13 protein-coding genes are annotated in these 15,973 nt (G+C 66.4%); 8 read left to right on the forward strand and 5 right to left on the reverse strand.

The annotated features are described in order from the left end of the window. Positions 1 to 254 precede the first annotated feature (254 nt). Both QNJ67_17280 and QNJ67_17285 read left to right on the forward strand, forming a co-directional pair. On the forward strand, positions 255 to 1,730 hold the full coding sequence (locus QNJ67_17280) for an aldehyde dehydrogenase (protein ID MDJ0610731.1): 1,476 nt from the start codon (positions 255 to 257) through the stop codon (positions 1,728 to 1,730). A gap of 10 nt (positions 1,731 to 1,740) precedes the next feature. Beyond that, the gene (locus QNJ67_17285; protein ID MDJ0610732.1) at positions 1,741 to 2,898 is read left to right on the forward strand and encodes an acyl-CoA dehydrogenase family protein; all 1,158 of its coding nucleotides are present in this window, start codon (positions 1,741 to 1,743) and stop codon (positions 2,896 to 2,898) included. Here QNJ67_17285 and QNJ67_17290 read toward each other — a convergent pair. The 5 genes from QNJ67_17290 to QNJ67_17310 form a co-directional block, all read right to left on the reverse strand. Continuing rightward, complete coding sequence (locus QNJ67_17290; protein ID MDJ0610733.1) at positions 2,895 to 4,109, reverse strand: multidrug effflux MFS transporter; 1,215 nt, start codon at positions 4,107 to 4,109, stop codon at positions 2,895 to 2,897. The two genes, QNJ67_17285 and QNJ67_17290, sit on opposite strands and share 4 nt — an antisense overlap. 23 nt (positions 4,110 to 4,132) lie before the next feature. Further along, positions 4,133 to 4,999 (reverse strand): CoA ester lyase, encoded by an 867-nt coding sequence (locus QNJ67_17295; GenBank protein MDJ0610734.1) that lies wholly within the window; start codon positions 4,997 to 4,999, stop codon positions 4,133 to 4,135. Between the two features lie 13 nt (positions 5,000 to 5,012). After that, positions 5,013 to 6,530 carry a choline-sulfatase gene (gene betC, locus QNJ67_17300; protein ID MDJ0610735.1) on the reverse strand — a complete coding sequence of 506 codons (1,518 nt, stop codon included), beginning with the start codon at positions 6,528 to 6,530 and terminating at the stop codon, positions 5,013 to 5,015. 197 nt (positions 6,531 to 6,727) lie between these two features. After that, on the reverse strand, positions 6,728 to 7,627 hold the full coding sequence (locus tag QNJ67_17305; GenBank protein ID MDJ0610736.1) for a sulfotransferase: 900 nt from the start codon (positions 7,625 to 7,627) through the stop codon (positions 6,728 to 6,730). A 114-nt stretch (positions 7,628 to 7,741) separates the two neighbouring features. Then, a complete protein-coding gene (locus QNJ67_17310) occupies positions 7,742 to 8,893 on the reverse strand; it encodes a glycosyltransferase family 2 protein (protein ID MDJ0610737.1) in 1,152 nt (383 codons plus the stop codon). 248 nt (positions 8,894 to 9,141) lie between these two features. On the opposite strand from QNJ67_17310, the gene QNJ67_17315 reads away from it, so the two are divergent. From QNJ67_17315 to QNJ67_17340, 6 genes are all read left to right on the forward strand, one after another. Beyond that, positions 9,142 to 9,465: an NIPSNAP family protein gene (locus QNJ67_17315; protein MDJ0610738.1), complete on the forward strand. Its 324-nt coding sequence runs from the start codon at positions 9,142 to 9,144 to the stop codon at positions 9,463 to 9,465. A gap of 28 nt (positions 9,466 to 9,493) precedes the next feature. Next, entirely contained in the window at positions 9,494 to 10,654 is a 1,161-nt protein-coding gene (locus QNJ67_17320) for a mandelate racemase/muconate lactonizing enzyme family protein (GenBank protein MDJ0610739.1), read from the forward strand. Between the two features lie 191 nt (positions 10,655 to 10,845). Further along, a complete protein-coding gene (locus QNJ67_17325) occupies positions 10,846 to 11,898 on the forward strand; it encodes a TRAP transporter substrate-binding protein (GenBank protein ID MDJ0610740.1) in 1,053 nt (350 codons plus the stop codon). 159 nt (positions 11,899 to 12,057) lie between these two features. Further along, positions 12,058 to 12,720, forward strand: a complete 663-nt coding sequence (locus tag QNJ67_17330; protein ID MDJ0610741.1) for a TRAP transporter small permease subunit — start codon at positions 12,058 to 12,060, stop codon at positions 12,718 to 12,720. A 4-nt stretch (positions 12,721 to 12,724) separates the two neighbouring features. Continuing rightward, positions 12,725 to 14,317 (forward strand): TRAP transporter large permease subunit, encoded by a 1,593-nt coding sequence (locus tag QNJ67_17335; GenBank protein ID MDJ0610742.1) that lies wholly within the window; start codon positions 12,725 to 12,727, stop codon positions 14,315 to 14,317. Positions 14,318 to 14,457: 140 nt separating this feature from the next. Continuing rightward, the gene (locus QNJ67_17340) at positions 14,458 to 15,768 is read left to right on the forward strand and encodes an MFS transporter (GenBank protein ID MDJ0610743.1); all 1,311 of its coding nucleotides are present in this window, start codon (positions 14,458 to 14,460) and stop codon (positions 15,766 to 15,768) included. Positions 15,769 to 15,973: the final 205 nt, after the last annotated feature.

The following is a 15,973-nucleotide window of genomic DNA, read 5'->3' on the forward strand; positions in this document are numbered from 1 at the left end:
CCATCACAAGGGCCGCGCGACCCCCATTGGTCTCAACGGGGCCGAAAGCCTTGATAACGCGCCCGCGGGGTTGCCGAGGCGCCCGCCCGACGTCGTCAGCGGCGCTCACCGATGCTTCGGCATCGCTTTCGCGCCGCGCGCAGCGCCGGGCCTACGCCCCCCTAGTCGGACAAGCGCCTCGGCAATCAGACGGCGCACCTAATCCTGATAGTGGGTACTAGGACCAAGTGGGTCAGGACAGGGAAAAGACGGCCATGCAGACCTACCAGCACTACATCAACGGCGCCTGGGAGCAACCGGACTCGGGCGCCTGGTTCGACACGACCAACCCCTACGACGGCGAGGTCTGGGCCCGGATCGCGCGCGGTGACGCGGCCGACGCAGACAAGGCGGTCACCGCGGCCAAGGCGGCCTTCGAAAACGGCTGGGGCGACATGAAGCCCTCGCAGCGCGGCCGCCTGCTGATGAAGCTGGCCGACCTGGTCGAGCGGGAGGCCGCGCGCCTCGGCGAGATCGAGGTGCGCGACAACGGCAAGCTGATTGCCGAGATGGGCGCGCAGACCCGCTATCTCGCCGAGTGGTACCGCTACTACGGCGGTCTCGCCGACAAGATCGAGGGCGCTGTCATCCCGACCGACAAGGACGGCGTGTTCAACTTCACCCGCTACGAGCCGCTCGGCGTTGTCGGCCTGATCACGCCCTGGAACTCGCCGCTGCTGCTGCTCGCCTGGAAGCTGGCCCCGGCGTTGGCCGCCGGCAATACGGCCGTGATCAAGCCCTCGGAGTTCACCTCGGCCTCGACCCTGGAGTTCATGGCGCTGATCGAGGAGGCGGGCTTCCCCGCCGGGGTGGTCAACACCGTGACCGGCTTCGGCGCCGAGGTCGGCGCCGCCCTGGTCGACCATCCCGACGTGGCGAAGATCGCCTTCACCGGCTCGGACCTGTCGGGCCAGAAGATCTACGAGTCCGCCGCCAAGTCGATCAAGCACGTCTCCCTCGAGCTCGGCGGCAAGTCGCCCAACATCGTGTTCGAAGACGCCGACCTGGAGGCCGCGGTCATGGGGGCGATCTCCGGCATCTTCGCCGCGACCGGCCAGACCTGCATCGCCGGCTCGCGTCTGCTGCTGCAGCGCCCGATCCAGGAGCGCTTCGTCGAGCGCCTGGTCGAGGTGGCCAGAAGCGCCACGATCGGCGACCCCATGTCGCCGGACACCCACGTCGGCCCGGTGACGACCGAGCCGCAGTACCGCAAGGTGCTCGACTACATCGATATCGCCAAGAGCGAGGGGGCCAACTGCGTGCTCGGCGGCGGCCCCTACAAGGGCCCAGGCGCCAAGGGCCACCAGTTCGTCCAGCCAACGATCTTCACCAACGTTTCCAACAATATGCGCATCGCCCAGGAAGAGGTCTTCGGGCCGGTGCTGGCGGTCATCCCCTTCGAGGACGAGGCCGACGCTGTCAGGATCGGCAACGACGTGAACTTCGGCCTGGCGGCCGGCGTCTGGACCCGGGACATCGGCCGGGCGCTCCGCATGTCGGAGAAGCTCCGGGTCGGCACGGTCTGGGTCAACACCTACCGGGCGGTCAGCTACACCTCGCCCTTCGGTGGTTACAAGCGCAGCGGCATCGGCCGCGAAAGCGGCCTCGAGGCGATCAAGCAGTACATGCAGGTCAAGTCGGTCTGGATCGCCCAAGAGACCAGCGTGGCCAACCCCTTCGTCATGCGCTGAGCCGGCGGCCATGGGCTACGCGCTGGATCACGCCGAGATTCGCGAGGGGGTGGCGCGGCTCTGCGCGGACTTCCCCGGCGCCTACTGGCGCGACTGCGACCGCGCACAGGCCTACCCGAAGGCCTTCGTCGCGGCGTTGACCGAGGCGGGCTACCTGGCCGCCTTGATCCCCGAGGACTACGGCGGCTCCGGTCTGCCGATCTCGGCCGCGGCCGCGATCCTGGAGGAGATCCATCGCGCCGGCGGCAACGCCGCCGCCTGCCACGCCCAGATGTACACCATGGGCACGATCCTCCGGCACGGCTCGGAGGCACAGAAACGGAAGTATCTGCCCGGGATCGCCGAGGGGCGCCTGCGGCTCCAGGCCTTCGGGGTGACCGAGCCGACCAGCGGCACCGACACCACGGCGCTCCGGACCAGCGCCCGGCGCGACGGGGAGCGCTACCTGGTCTCCGGGCAGAAGATCTGGACCTCCCGGGCCGAGCATTCCGATCTCATGCTGCTGCTCTGCCGCACCACGCCGCGCGACAAGGTGGCGAAGAAGACCGAGGGGCTCTCGGTCCTGCTGGTCGACATGCGCGAAGCGCCCGGCCAGACGCTGACGATCCGGCCGATCCGCACCATGATGAACCACGCGACCACCGAGGTCTTCTTCGACGAGCTGCCGGTGCCGGCGGAGAATCTGATCGGCGAGGAGGGCCGGGGCTTCCGCTACATCCTCTCGGGCATGAACGCCGAGCGGATCCTGATCGCCGCCGAGTGCATCGGCGACGCCAAGTGGTTCATCGAGAAGGCCTCTGGCTACGCCAAGGAGCGCCGGGTCTTCGGCCGGCCGATCGGCCAGAACCAGGGCGTCCAGTTCCCGATCGCCGAGGCCTACGCCCGCGTGCGCGCCGCCGAGCTGACGCTGCGCGAGGCGATCCGGCTCTACGACGCCGGCGAGAACCCGGGCGAGGAGGCAAACCTGGCCAAGCTGCTGGCAGCCGAGGCCTCCTGGGCCGCCGCCGAGACCTGCGTCCAGACCCACGGCGGTTTCGGTTTCGCCGAGGAGTACGACGTGGAGCGCAAATTCCGCGAGGCCCGGCTCTACCAGGTCGCCCCGATCTCGACCAACCTGATCCTCAGCTACATCGCCGAGCACGTGCTCGGCCTGCCGCGATCCTATTAGTTCGCGACGGACTCGGCTTGAGCCCAGTAAAGAACGGCGAGTGATGCGAATCCAAGCAGCGTGAATCCGCCAATCAGCGGCAGCACCGTGCCGTCATAGGCTTGACCGATGACCGTGCCGAGAAACACAGAAATGAAGGTCGTGAGCGAGCCGACGACGGCAGCGGCGACGCCGGCAATGTGGCCCAGGCGCTCCATGGCCAAGGCGTTGAAGTTGCCGAACAAGATGCCGATACAGAAGAAAGCCGCCATGAAGTAGGTCATGAAGGCCCAGAGCGGCGGCGGGCCATTCGACGCGGTGGCCACCGCGAGGAAGGCGAGGGACAGTCCGCATTGAATCCACAAGGCCCGATTCGACAGGTACTGCATGCCGAATCGCGTGACCAGGCGGGCATTCACAATGGACGCGCCGCCGATCGCGAGGGCCAGCGCAGCAAAATAGACGGGAAACAGAACGCCCACGCCGTAGAGGCTCTGGAAAACCTGCTGGGAAGAGCTGAGATAGCCGACAAAGGCGCCAAAGATCAGGCCCGCCGCCAGCGTGTAACCCAAGGCCTGCCGATCGGCGCAGGTTTCGATCACCCCCGCCGCGACGCCGCGAAGCCTTAGAGGCCGCCGCTTCTCCAGGGGCAAAGTCTCGCCTTGGCGAAGGGCGAACCAGGCGAAGGCGATCGAGGCCAGAACGAAGAAGCTGACGAAGATCACGCGCCATTCGGCAATCAGCAGAATCACCTGTCCCAGCGCCGGCGCCAGAGCCGGCACCAGAATGAAGACCGCCATGATGAACGACATGATGCGGGCCATCGCTCGGCCGGAATAGCAGTCGCGCACGAGGGCGATCACCACGATGCGCGGACCCGCCGCACCCAACCCCTGAAGGAAACGGCCCAGCAGCATCACCGTGTAGTTCGTCGCAAAGATCGACAACAGGCAGCCAAGCAGAAAGATCAGCAGGCCGGCAAAGATGGCGGGCTTGCGTCCCGTGCTGTCCGAGAGCGGCCCGTAAAGCAGTTGGCCGACCATCATGCCCAGAAGCAGCACCGTGACGACGAGCTGGTAGTGGTTGCGCTCGACCACCCCGAGGTCCTCGCCAATCTGCGGCAGGGCCGGCAGCATCGCATCGATCGACAGCGCCACGAGCGAGGTCAGGAGCGCCATCAGCGCCACGAACTCGCGCGTCCTTCCGCCCGTCTCGGCCTGCTCTGCGCGCAAGATCCAACCTTTCCGGATGGGGATCAGCCGGCAACCCGCTCCGCGATCGCCACGATCCGATGCATCTCGCGCAGCACCGGCTTCTCGATCAGCTTGCCGTCAATCACGACGAGCCCCGTGTCGGCCTCGGTGAAGGCCTCAATAATCCGCCGGGCGCGGGCCACCTGGGCCTCGTCCGGGGTGAAGACCCGGTTCAAGCGCTCGATCTGCTTGGGATGGATCGCGCCCTTGCCGCAGAAGCCCAGGTCGCGCGCCCGTACGGCCTCGCGGGCCATGCCCTCGGCGTCCTCGAGGTCCAGGTAGGGCACGTCGATCGCGTCGATCCCCGCTGCCGACGCGGCGTGGACTAGGCGGGAGCGGGCGTAGAGCAGGGGCTCCCAGGCGTTCTCGCAGCGCAGCTCCGCCGCCATGTCGACGCCGCCGAAGAAGAGGGCGTCGATGCGCGGGCTCGCCCGGGCGACCTCGTAGGCCGCCTCCAGGCCGGCGTTGGTCTCGATGATGACGTGCAGGCGGGTCGCGTGGCCCCGCTCGGTCAGAAGGTCGTCCAGCCAGACGATCTCCTCCGGCCCCATTACCTTGGGCAGCATCACGGCCGGCGGCGGCGTATCGCTCGCCAGGACGGCCTGGACGTCGGCGAGGCCGAAGGCGGTCCTGAGACAGTTGATCCGGACGATCCGTTCCACCCCGTCGTCCGCCTGCGGTTCGGCGAAGAGGGCGAGCGCCTTGCTTCGTGCCGCGTCCTTGTCCTTCGGCGCGATCCCGTCCTCCAGCTCGACGCAGACGATGTCGGCGCCGGAGGCCAGCGCCTTGGGGTACATCTCGGGCTTCAGGCCCGGTGCGAAGATAAAGCTTCGGCGCGGCCGGACCGCGCGCTTGTCGTGAAACGGCATCTCTCCCCCAGCTTCATCGACCGCTCTGGAGGTCGAGGTGAGCCTTGCTCTCCACCTCGGCCGTCCACTTGCCGGCGCGGACCCATCCCTTCGAGGCGTCGGTGACGGGTTGATAGTCCCAGACCGGGCGCTTGCCGATGCCGTGGGCGCGCTCGACCAGGCGGCGCCGATTTTGGTCGGCGATGATCTTGGCCTTGATCTCGCCCGCGTTCCAGAGGCGCCGGGCCTGTTCTGTCAGTTCAGCCAGCTTCTCCCGGTGCGCTTGGGATCCGGCCAGGTCTTCGAGCTCGAGAGGATCCGCCTCCAGATCGAATAGCAGCGGCGGATCGATCTCGCTGTAGAACAGCTTGAAGCGCTCGTCGCGCAGCATGAAGGTCGGCTCGAAGACGCCCTCGGCGAGAAACTCGCCGGCGACCGCGGCCGGCGGCGGGGCGCGCCCTTCCAGATGGCCGACCAGCGACCGGCCGTCGGTTTCCAGAATTTCCTCGGCCGGTCCGCCCGAGAGCTCCTGCAGGGTCGCCAGGAGATCGACCAGCGAAACCGGCGCCGCGACGCGCCGGGCCTGGTAACGCGTCGGCGCGTGGACCAGCAGGGGGACGCGGGCCGACCATTCGAAGAAGGTCTTCTTATAGTGCAGGCCGCGCTCGCCCATCATGTCGCCGTGGTCCGAGGTGAAGATCACCAGGGTGTCCTCGGCCAGGCCGGCGCGGTCGAGCGTCTCCATGAGCTGGGCGACCTTGTCGTCGATGTAGCTGATCGAGGCGTAGTAGCCGTGCCGGGTCCGGCGCAGGATCTCCTCGGTGACGGTCGCCTCGCCGATCGAGTAATGCTCGTGGATGCGGGCGCTGTGGGGGTCCATCCGGTTCTGGGGAATCGGTCCAACCTCGGGCAGGTCGATCTCCGAGTCTCGGTAGAGGTCCCAGAACTCTGGCAGGGCGACATAGGGGTCGTGGGGCGAAGTGAAGGAGACGGTCAGCATGAAGGGCCGCCGCTCCGGGTTCCGTGCCTGGTCGTAGAGCCAGCGGACGGCCTGGAAATTGACCTCGTCGTCGTAGTCGATCTGTAGCGAGCGGGCGCAGGGTCCGGATTCAACGACGTTCTGCATGTCCTGAAAACGCACCTTGGCCTCGGGCTCGGCCCAGTTCGGAGTCCAGCCGAAGTCCGAGGGGTAGATGTCGGTGGTCAGGCGTTCCTCATAGCCGTGCAGCTGGTCCGGTCCGGCGAAGTGCATCTTGCCGCTCAGGCAGGTCAGATAGCCGTTCAGCCGTAGGTAGTGGGCGAAGGTCGGTGTCGAGGCCGGGAACTCCGGGGCGTTGTCGTAGGCGCCGACCTTGTGGGGCAGCAGGCCGGACAACATAGAAAGCCTGGAGGGTCCGCAAAGAGGCGAATTGCAGTAGGCGTTCTCGAAGACCACGCCCTCATCGGCCAGGCGCGAGAGCGCCGGCGTGCGGACCACCCTGTGCCCGTGGAACGGCAGGGCCTTGGCGCTCATCTGATCGGCCATGATGAGCAGAATGTTCGGTTTCTTCATGTCTCGCTCTACATCCTAGATTTAGAGCAGATACACCGGATTTGATGGATCGCCTCCGGCGATTCAGTCAAACCCGGATCTGCTCTAGCGGCCTGAGCCGGCGAAAACCATCGACATTGTCGATAATCCGAAGTCTCGGGTCTAGGAACCAGAGCGAATTCACCGGCCTTGAGGGCTCGCCGGTGGCGCTTCGCGCCCTACTGCCAGTGGTCGAGGTTCTTGCCGAGCACGCGCGAGAGCCGGGAGATGTCCTCGGAGAAGGCCTGGCGCAGAAGGGTCCGGGTCTCGTCGTCCATGGTCTGGCGTTGTGCCGGCACCCGTGTCATCTGCTTCACCTTGCGGCGCATGGGGCGCAGGAAGTCCGGCACCTTGTGGTGGCTGCCGGTCGCGACCGCGATCATCTGCTGCACTGGTCGGGGCGGCCGCACGATCATGCCGTAGAGCCAGGAGTGGCGCAGCTCCTTGTTCGCATTGCGTTGCTCGATCGAGATGTCCTTGGCGTCTTCCAGGCCGAGGAACTCGATGACGTCCCGGAAGGCCGCGGCCGAGTCGCGCACCACATCGTCGAACAGGACGATCTTGCAGTTCTCCTCGCCGACCATGTCGAACAGCCGCTCGATGTGCTGCCCCAGGCTGCCGATCGTGGCGTACTGCAGGACAAGCGGGTCGCGGCAGCGGACCGGGACACGCTTGCCCTTGGCCCGCTCGGCCTGCATGTCCCAGGCGGTGCGGAAGTCCTCGATGTCCTCGTCCATGTGGCTGATCAGGCGGGCGTGGTAGGAGTAGACCATCTCGATCGGGTTGCGCACGCAGACGATGTACTTGGAGCCCGGGAAAAAGTGCTGGGTGCGGCGGATCGACTCCGGCACGTAGAGGTAGGAGACCGAACCCTCGCCCATGATCTTGTGCTCGGGCGAGAGGTGGGAAAAGAACAGTTTGAAGTAGGTGTCCAGCGTCTCCTGATCGTCCTTGCCGATGTTCTCCCGGCTGAAGAAGTGCGGCTCCTTCGGCTTCGACATGCAGATTTCCGGATGGCGCGCGAGGGCGCGGCAGAGCGCGGTCGTGCCGCAGCGCGGCGCGCCGACGACGAAGAACATGGGTCTCTTGGCTTCGGGATTCATGGTCCAGCAGCTAACAGGGTGGGCCGGGGCGCGCAAGCTTCGCCGGTCTTCTCGAGTCTTCCGCGATGGGGGCGGCGCCCAGAAACCGTCTTACTCGGAACTTGTCAAGCCGCTCGCCTTCGGGGCCGCCTCCGCTTCGCCGCGCGCCTCGGCGCCGTGCCGGGCCGGGAGACGCCCTGGGCCGGCGGCGGTTTCCGGTTCCAGGCCGTGGGCTTCCCGCACCAGGTAGAGCGGGCGGCGTTTGACCTCGATATAGGCCCGCCCCAGGTACTCGCCGATCACCCCCAGGCTGATTAGGTTGATCCCGCCCATGAAGAGCACGACGACCATGAGCGAGGCGTAGCCAGGGACGTCGACGCCTTGCACCAGCGTGCGGGCGATCAGGAAGGCGGCGTAGGCGAAGGCGCAGAGCGAGATGGCGCAGCCGAAGTAGCTCCAGATCCGCAAGGGGAGCGTGCTGGACGAGGTGATGCCGTCGAGCGCGAAGTTCCATAGTCGCCAGTAGCGCCACTTGGAGCTGCCGAAGGCGCGCTCTTCGCGCCGGTAGAAGACTCCGGTCTGGCGGAAGCCGACCCAGGCGAAGAGCCCCTTCATGAAGCGGTTGCTCTCGGGCATGGCCCGCAGGGTCTCGACCACCCGCTGGTCCATCAGGCGGAAATCGCCGGTGTCGTTCGGTATGTCGACCTCGGCCATCCGGTTGTGGACCCGGTAGAACCAATTGGCGGTGAGGCGTTTGGTCAGGCTGTCGCCGCTGCGTTCGCTTCGCGTGGCGTAGGCGACGTCGTAGCCTTCCAGCCACTTGGCGAAGAGCGCCGGGATCAGCTCCGGCGGATCCTGGAGGTCGGCGTCGATCGGCACCACGGCCGCGCCGGTGGCGTGGTCCAGCCCGGCGGTCAGCGCGACGTCCTTGCCGAAGTTGCGGGACAGGCTGATGACCTTGACCGAAGGGTTCCGGCCGCGCGCCGCCGTCAGCTTGGCGAGCGTCCCGTCGCGGCTGCCGTCGTCGACGCAGATGATCTCGTAGCCGGCGCCGAGGTCCCGGGTCAGGCCCTCGAGGATCGGTTCGACCCGCTCCAGGAAGGTGTCGACGCCCGTCTCCTCGTTGTACATGGGAACCACGACGGAGAGGACGGTCCGGCCCGGGACCACACGGTGCTCGGTCGGGGCGTCGGCGGGCTGCTGGCCCGGCGGCCGCCCCGCGGCGTCGGACGGACGGCTGTCTTGCTCCCGGCGAGCGGTCATGCGTAAGGCCCCTCAAGCCTGCGGGCGGTGCTTCCCAAAGGACCGGCTGGAAGGAGGGTCCGGCCGGAGTCCTAAGGTATGAGGGCCAAAGATAAATCTAAGGCTAATACCGGCTCGGGCCGGTTCTCGCGGCTCGGCGAAAGGGGATGGCCCGATTCTCGGCGCGGGGGTAACGTGAGGACGCCTGTCAGGGCGCTCCGGGCCGCCGATGCCCGGCTCGACGCGAGGGAACCAAGGGGGGATACGGCATGATTTTCGACCAGCGGACCTACACCTGTCGTCCGGGCACGATCAAGGCGCACCTCGAGCTCTATGAGAAGCATGGGCTCGGGCCGCAGACCCGCAACCTCGGCCAGCCCTTTCTCTACGCCACGACAGAGGTCGGCGACGTCAACACCTACGTCCACGTCTGGGCCTACAAGGACGTGACCGACCGGGCCGAACGCCGGGCCGCGCTCTGGGCCGACCCGGAATGGATCGCCTACACCAAGCTGAGCGCCGAAGCGGGCTACCTGATCAAGCAGGAGAATCGGATCCTGGTCGCGGCGCCCTTCTTCTCGCCGAGAGGCTGACCAAGCCCCTCGTCGCCGGGGACCTGCCGTGAAGATCAGCGCCGTCGTCAGTCACGTCCTGCGGTACGAGCTCGACGAGGAGCTCGGCTATTCCCAGCAGTACTACCGCCACCGCTCCGCGCACATCGTCGAGGTGCGCACCGACGACGGCCTGACCGGCTGGGGCGAGTGCTTCGGGCCGGGCAACGTGGCGCTCGCCAATAAGGCGATCGTCGAACAGGTCATCCAGCCGATGATCCTGGGACGGGACCCCAGAGACCGGGAGGTCATCTGGCACGAGGTCTACAACCTGCTGCGCGACCACGGCCAGAAGGGCATGCCGATCCAGGCCCTTTCGGGGGTCGACATCGCGCTCTGGGACATCGCCGGGAAGCATGCCGGCGAGCCCTTGTGGCGGCTGCTGGGTGGCCGGTTCCGCGAGCGTCTCCCGGTCTATGGCTACGGCATGATGCTGCAGCGGCGCGGCGACCTGGCCGATGCCTTCAAGGCGGAGGCTGCGGCAATCAAGGCAAAGGGCTTCGGCGCGACCAAGATGAAGGTCGGGCTCGGCCTGCCCCGGGACGTCGAGCTGGTCGAGGCGGTCCGCGAGGCGATCGGCCCCGACATGGGGCTCATGGTCGACGCCAACCACGCCTACTCGATCAACGAGGCGATGGCGCTGGGCCGCCAACTCGAGCGCCTGGACGTCCATTGGTTCGAGGAGCCGGTGGCGCCGGAGGACCGGGACGGCTACCGCGAGCTCCGGTCCAAGCTGGGGGTCAAGATCGCCGGGGGCGAGGCCGAGTTCACCCGCTGGGGCTTTCGCGACCTGATCGAGGGGCGCTGCGTCGACGTTCTCCAGCCCGAGGTCTGCGGCCTGGGCGGTATCACGGAGTACCGCAAGGTCGTCGCCATGGCCCACGCCCATTTCATTCCCGTGGTGAACCATGTCTGGGGCTCCGGCGTGGCGCTGGCGACCAATCTGCATCTGCTCCATGCCCTGCCCGACCTGCCCGGCGGACTCTATCCGGCCCAGCCCTGCCTCGAGTTCGATACCACGCCGAACCGCTTCAAGGACGGCGTCCTAAAGTCCCCACTGGGCATCGAGGGGCAGGTCGCGGCCCAAGGCGGGACGGCGGCGGCGCCCGAGGGACCGGGCCTGGGAATCGACGTGGACCGCGACTTTCTGGCGGCTTACCGCGTCGCCTGACGCGGGAGGAACGGGCTGCTGACCTGACATAGGTTTACCCGGGAAGCGTGACTCGGCTACACTCGCGCGGCGGGTCGGCCGGCCGGAGAGTTGGTCGCTCCGTGCGGACAGAACGTCCCGGACGCGGATTTGGAGGGAGCACCGCGTCCAATAAAGCCAATAACTGACAGGGTAATCGGGAGACGAAATCCATGAAGCTCAGTTCATTCAGATCGCTCGCCGTCGGTGTCCTTGCCGTTTGCGCGGGTCTCGCCATCTCGGCCGAGGCCGACGCCAAGAAGGTGCGCTGGAAGATGCACGCGGCCTTCGGCAAGAACGTCGCGGTCATCGGCATTCCGCCCTACCGCGTGCAGGAATGGGTCGACAAGATGTCCGGCGGCGACTTCAAGATCAAAGTCTTCGAACCGGGCGCTCTGGTCGGCGGCTACGCCTACTACGACGCGGTCAGCCAGGGCGCGATCGACGCGGCCTACGGCACGCCTGGCGCCAACCAGGGCAAGAACTCGGCCTACAACTTCTTCTCGACCTGGCCCTTCGGGCCCGGTGCGCCGGAGTTCCTGGCCTGGCTGCACTTCGGCGGCGGCATCGAGCTGGCCGAGGAGATGTATGCCCGTGACAACATCAAGTACCACATGTGCGGCGTGATCCCGCCGGAGACCTCGGGCTGGTTCCGTCAGCCGATCAACAGCCTCGAAGAGCTCAAGGGCCTGAAGATGCGTTTCTTCGGCCTCGGCGCCAAGGTCATGCAGAAGTTCGGCGTCTCGACGCAGCAGCTGGCGGGCGGCGACATCTATCCGGCGCTCGAACTGGGCACGATCGACGCGACCGAGTTCTCCATGCCGGCGATCGACCGCTCCTACGGCTTCTACCAGATCGCCAAGCACAACTACTTCCCAGGCTGGCACCAGCAGTCGACCACCAACGAGATCCTGGTCAACATGGACAAGTGGAACGAACTGTCGGACGTGCACAAGACCATGATGGAAGTCGCCTGCATGGCGCAGACCACGATGCAGGTTGCCGACGGCGAGGCCTCGCAGTTCGAGGCCATGCTCGCCAACGAGAAAGACGGCGTGACCAACCACCGCTGGCCGCAGGAAGTGCTCGACCAGCTGAAGGTGGCCTGGGACGAGGTGATCGCCGAGGAAGTCGCCACCAACCCCGACTCTAAGCGGATCTGGGACTCGATCACCAGCTTCCGCGAGAAGTACAAGACCTGGGGTGAGATGGGTTACCTCAAGTAGGCCCCTGGCACGACCGGCCGCCCCTGGGCGGCCGGTCGTTCCTCCTCGGCGACGCTTTCTCCGACTAGGCAGTCCAGGTCTTCGGCCCGCCCAGTCGCGAAAAGGCGCTCACCGCAACCGGTCCTCCCCTGGGCGGGAGCCGGGAGAAGGCGCAGCACCATGAAGACCCTCTTGAAGGCGGCGGATTTCCTGGACTGGGGGCCGCGCAATCTGGGCAAGCTGGCCGGCTGGCTCATCCTGCCGCTGATCGGCATCATCATGTTCGACGTGATCACGCGGAAGGTCGACTTCCTGCGGATCGGCATGTCGGAGCTGTCCTGGTACTGGCTGATCGAGCCTATCAAGCTGCAGGACATGGAGTGGCATCTGCACGGTGTGCTGCTGCTCATGACCTTCGGCTTCGGCTACCTGCTGAACGCCCACGTGCGCGTCGACATCTTCCGCGAGCAGCTGTCCCGCCGGGGACAGGCCTGGATCGAGCTGGGCGGCCTGCTGTTGCTGGCCGTACCCTATCTGGCCCTGGTGCTCTACTTCGCCTTCATCTTCGTCAAGATCTCCTGGCTCCAGGGCGAAGGCTCCGAATCCCTTACCGGGATTCCCATGCGCTATATCGTCAAGTCGTTCACTGTGGTTGGCTTCCTGCTTGTCTTGAGCGCCGTGCTCGCCACGGCCTTGCGCCTCACGGTCTTCCTCTTCGGGACGCCGCAGGACAAAGCGGACGCCGAGTCCGACCTGCATATCTTCGCCCACGAGGACGAGGAGGCCCTGGAGGAAGAGGCCAGGAAGCTGATCGAAGAAGAACAAGCCGGCCGAGGGGGGTAGGGCCATGTGGGAGCTGCTCTACGACCATTTCTCAGAGTACCTGGGCGCCTACATGTTCCTGGCGCTGGCGCTCACCATCTTCACCGGCCTGCCCGTGGCCATCGCGATCGGCGGCGTCGCCCTCGTCTTCGGGTTTCTCGGCATCGCCCTCGATCTGCTCTCCTTCAGGGAGTTCTTCATCATCCTGCCGCGCATCTGGGGCGGCGACGGCTCGAGCGGGGCCGTGCAGAACCCGGTGCTGGTCGCCATTCCCTGCTTCATCTTCATGGGCACCATGCTGGAGCGTTCGCACGTCGCGGCCGACCTGCTGCACGTGCTCCAGGTGCTGTTGCGCCGCGTACCCGGCGGTCTGGCCCTTTCGGTGACGGTGATGGGCACCATCATGGCCGCGACCACCGGGATCATCGGCGCCTCCGTGGTGATGATGACCTTGCTGGCCCTACCGACCATGTTGAGGCAGGGCTACCAAACGCAGCTCGCGACCGGCACGCTCGCCGCCTCGGCAACGCTCGGGATCTTGATACCGCCCTCGATCATGCTCGTGCTGATGGCCAACCTGCTGGCGGTCTCGGTCGGCAATCTCTTCGTCGGCGCGATCTTTCCGGGCTTGGTTCTCTCGTCACTCTACTTCATCTACATCCTGTCGATTTCCTCGGCGCGGCCGCAGTGGGCGCCGCCGTTGGAAGAGGGCGCGATCAAGCTCAAGCCGGCGAACCGTAGGCTGGTCTATACCTACGCCGGCGTGACGATCGGCCTGATCGTCATGGCCCTGGGGCTCAACCAGACTCCCTTGGCCGATTCGACCAATTGGGGCCTGATCGCCTTCCTGGGGATCTTCGGCACCTCGATGATGATCGGCCGGGCCGACGGCGACTCGCTCTTCGGCGCCGTTCTGAAGGGTTTCTTCCCGCCGATCTTCCTGATCGTGCTGGTGCTCGGCTCGATCTTCGCCGGCTGGGCGACCCCGACCGAAGCGGCCGGCGTCGGCGCCTTCGGCTCGATCGTGCTGGCCATGGTCAACGGCACCCTGACCAAGCAGGTCATGACCGACGTGGTCCATCGGACCGCGCTGACCACGGCGATGATCTTCTTCATCTTCGTCGGCGCGACCACCTTCTCCTACATCTTTCGGGCGGTCTACGGCGAGGAACTCATCATCGAGTTCATCGAGTATCTCGACCTGCACACCTGGGCGCTGCTGTTCCTGCTCATGTCGGTCGTTTTCCTGCTCGGCTTCTTTTTCGACTGGATCGAGATCACGCTGATCATCCTTCCGGTCTTCGCCCCGGTCATAAAAGAGATCGCGCCCGCCTTCGCCGGCCATCTCGGCCTCGAGGGCGCGCCTTTCCAGGAAGTGCAGCAGCAGGCGATCTATTGGTTCGCGATCCTCGTGGCGATCAATCTGCAAACCTCGTTCCTGACGCCGCCCTTCGGATTCGCGTTGTTCTACATGAAGGGCGTCGCCCCGCCCGAAGTGCGCATGCAGGAGATCTACCGCGGCATCATTCCCTTCGTGGGGCTGCAGCTGATCGGTCTCGGCATTGTCATCGCCTTCCCCGAAGTCGCACTCTGGCTGCCGGAGAAGATGCTGGATTGAGGGCGCGGAGGCTCGCCTTCCGAGGCGCGGCGAGTCCCCTTTTCAAATCCCGCTGCTTTGCGAGAAACTAGAGCGCGGTCCGGCGCTGCGGCTGTTGTCCGAGCGCCGGGCCTCTGCTTTGGGGAGGTCTGCGCGGGTCGATGGCGGTGTTGGGCGCTTCCAGGGAATTCCTGTTCGACCGCATCAGCGGCCGCTTCTTCTATGGCTGGGCAGTCCTGGCTGTCGCGCACCTCGGGATCTTCACCTCCGGACCCGGGCAGTCTCATACCTTCAGCGTCTTCGTCGGCCCGATCAGCGCCGACCTGGGAATCTCCAGCGCGACCATCGCGACGGCCTACGGCCTCGCCACCCTGATCGCCGCGTTCTGCCTGCCGCAGATGGGCCGTCTGGTCGACCGCCACGGCCCGCGCCGCATGACCGCCATCGTCGTCGTCCTGCTCGGTCTTGCCTGCCTCGCCTTCGGGGCGGCCAGCAACTTCTTCTGGCTCGCCCTCGGCTTCGGCGCGCTGCGGTTCCTCGGCCAAGGCTCCTTGATGCTGAACTGCGCCAACCTGGTCTCCCAGTGGTTCAGCCGCAAGCGCGGCTTCGCCCTCAGTCTAATGGCGCTCGGCTTCGGCATCTCCATGGCGGTTCATCCGCCGCTCGCCCAATACCTCGTCGAGGAGATCGGCTGGCGCAGGGCCTGGATCGTCCTTGGGATTCTGACCTGGGTGGTGATGCTCCCGCCGGTTCTGCTGCTGGTCTACGACAAGCCGGAGGACAAGGGCCTGCAGCCTGACGGCGGGCCCCCCGCCGGACCACCGGCGGCAATAGGCGAGCCGTCCGCGCCGCAGAGCCCGGCCGCGGCCAGCGGCATCACCCTTGCCCAGGCGCTGAAGACCCGGACCTTCTATATCCTCGCGGCGGGATGGTTCGCGATCGCCATGCTGGTCACCACCCTGCACTTCTACCAGGTGACCATCCTCGGCACCCAGGGCATCGCCTCTGATGTCGCCGCCCGCCTCTTCACCATCTCGGCGATCACCATGGTCGTGACCATGCCGCTGGTCGGCCGCCTCTGCGACCGCCTGAGGACCCGCTACGTCTTCGCCGCGGCGCTGCTGGTCATGGCGGGTTCCCTGGTCATGATCACGTTCGCGGCGGATCTCGCCACGGCGACGATCTATGCCCTGATCTTCGGTCTGAACAACGCCTTCAGCATGACCCTGTTCGGCTACATCTGGCCGCGCTACTTCGGCCGACGGCACCTCGGCTCGATCCAGGGGACCGGGCAGATGATCGGCGTGGTCGGCGCGTCGCTCGGTCCTCTACCCGTCGGGCTCGCGTTCGACTATCTCGGCGGCGTGACGGGGACGCTGCAGGGCCTCGCCGTCATTCCCCTGCTCTGCGCGTTCTTCGCGCTTTTCCTAAAGACGCCGGCCGGCGTGGACGGCGACGAGCATCTCGAATAGCGGGTTGGCGCGAATTCGGCGCCGGCCCTCCGTCAAAAATGCCTGTCTTCGCTCGAATTCCCGGGGCAAACGCCCGCGGCGGTCTCTCCTTACGCGTTATTGGCGCCAAGCCTGTGGAAAAGACACCGTGATCGGGTAGGATGTGCGCCGTCCGCCCTAGGGCCTGTTGACACTCACGGCGCGCTCCTGGTCCGAGTGAAATCGG

This window comes from Kiloniellales bacterium, assembly GCA_030064845.1.
Taxonomy (GTDB): domain Bacteria; phylum Pseudomonadota; class Alphaproteobacteria; order Kiloniellales; family JAKSDN01; genus JASJEC01.

Coding starts and splice junctions, on each gene's coding strand:
- QNJ67_17280 (MDJ0610731.1), top strand. CDS start 255: ATGCAGACCTACCAGCACTACATCAACGGCGCCTGGGAGCAACCGGAC.
- QNJ67_17285 (MDJ0610732.1), top strand. CDS start 1,741: ATGGGCTACGCGCTGGATCACGCCGAGATTCGCGAGGGGGTGGCGCGG.
- QNJ67_17295 (MDJ0610734.1), bottom strand. CDS start 4,999: ATGCCGTTTCACGACAAGCGCGCGGTCCGGCCGCGCCGAAGCTTTATC.
- betC (MDJ0610735.1), bottom strand. CDS start 6,530: ATGAAGAAACCGAACATTCTGCTCATCATGGCCGATCAGATGAGCGCC.
- QNJ67_17305 (MDJ0610736.1), bottom strand. CDS start 7,627: ATGTTCTTCGTCGTCGGCGCGCCGCGCTGCGGCACGACCGCGCTCTGC.
- QNJ67_17310 (MDJ0610737.1), bottom strand. CDS start 8,893: ATGACCGCTCGCCGGGAGCAAGACAGCCGTCCGTCCGACGCCGCGGGG.
- QNJ67_17315 (MDJ0610738.1), top strand. CDS start 9,142: ATGATTTTCGACCAGCGGACCTACACCTGTCGTCCGGGCACGATCAAG.
- QNJ67_17325 (MDJ0610740.1), top strand. CDS start 10,846: ATGAAGCTCAGTTCATTCAGATCGCTCGCCGTCGGTGTCCTTGCCGTT.
- QNJ67_17330 (MDJ0610741.1), top strand. CDS start 12,058: ATGAAGACCCTCTTGAAGGCGGCGGATTTCCTGGACTGGGGGCCGCGC.
- QNJ67_17335 (MDJ0610742.1), top strand. CDS start 12,725: ATGTGGGAGCTGCTCTACGACCATTTCTCAGAGTACCTGGGCGCCTAC.
- QNJ67_17340 (MDJ0610743.1), top strand. CDS start 14,458: ATGGCGGTGTTGGGCGCTTCCAGGGAATTCCTGTTCGACCGCATCAGC.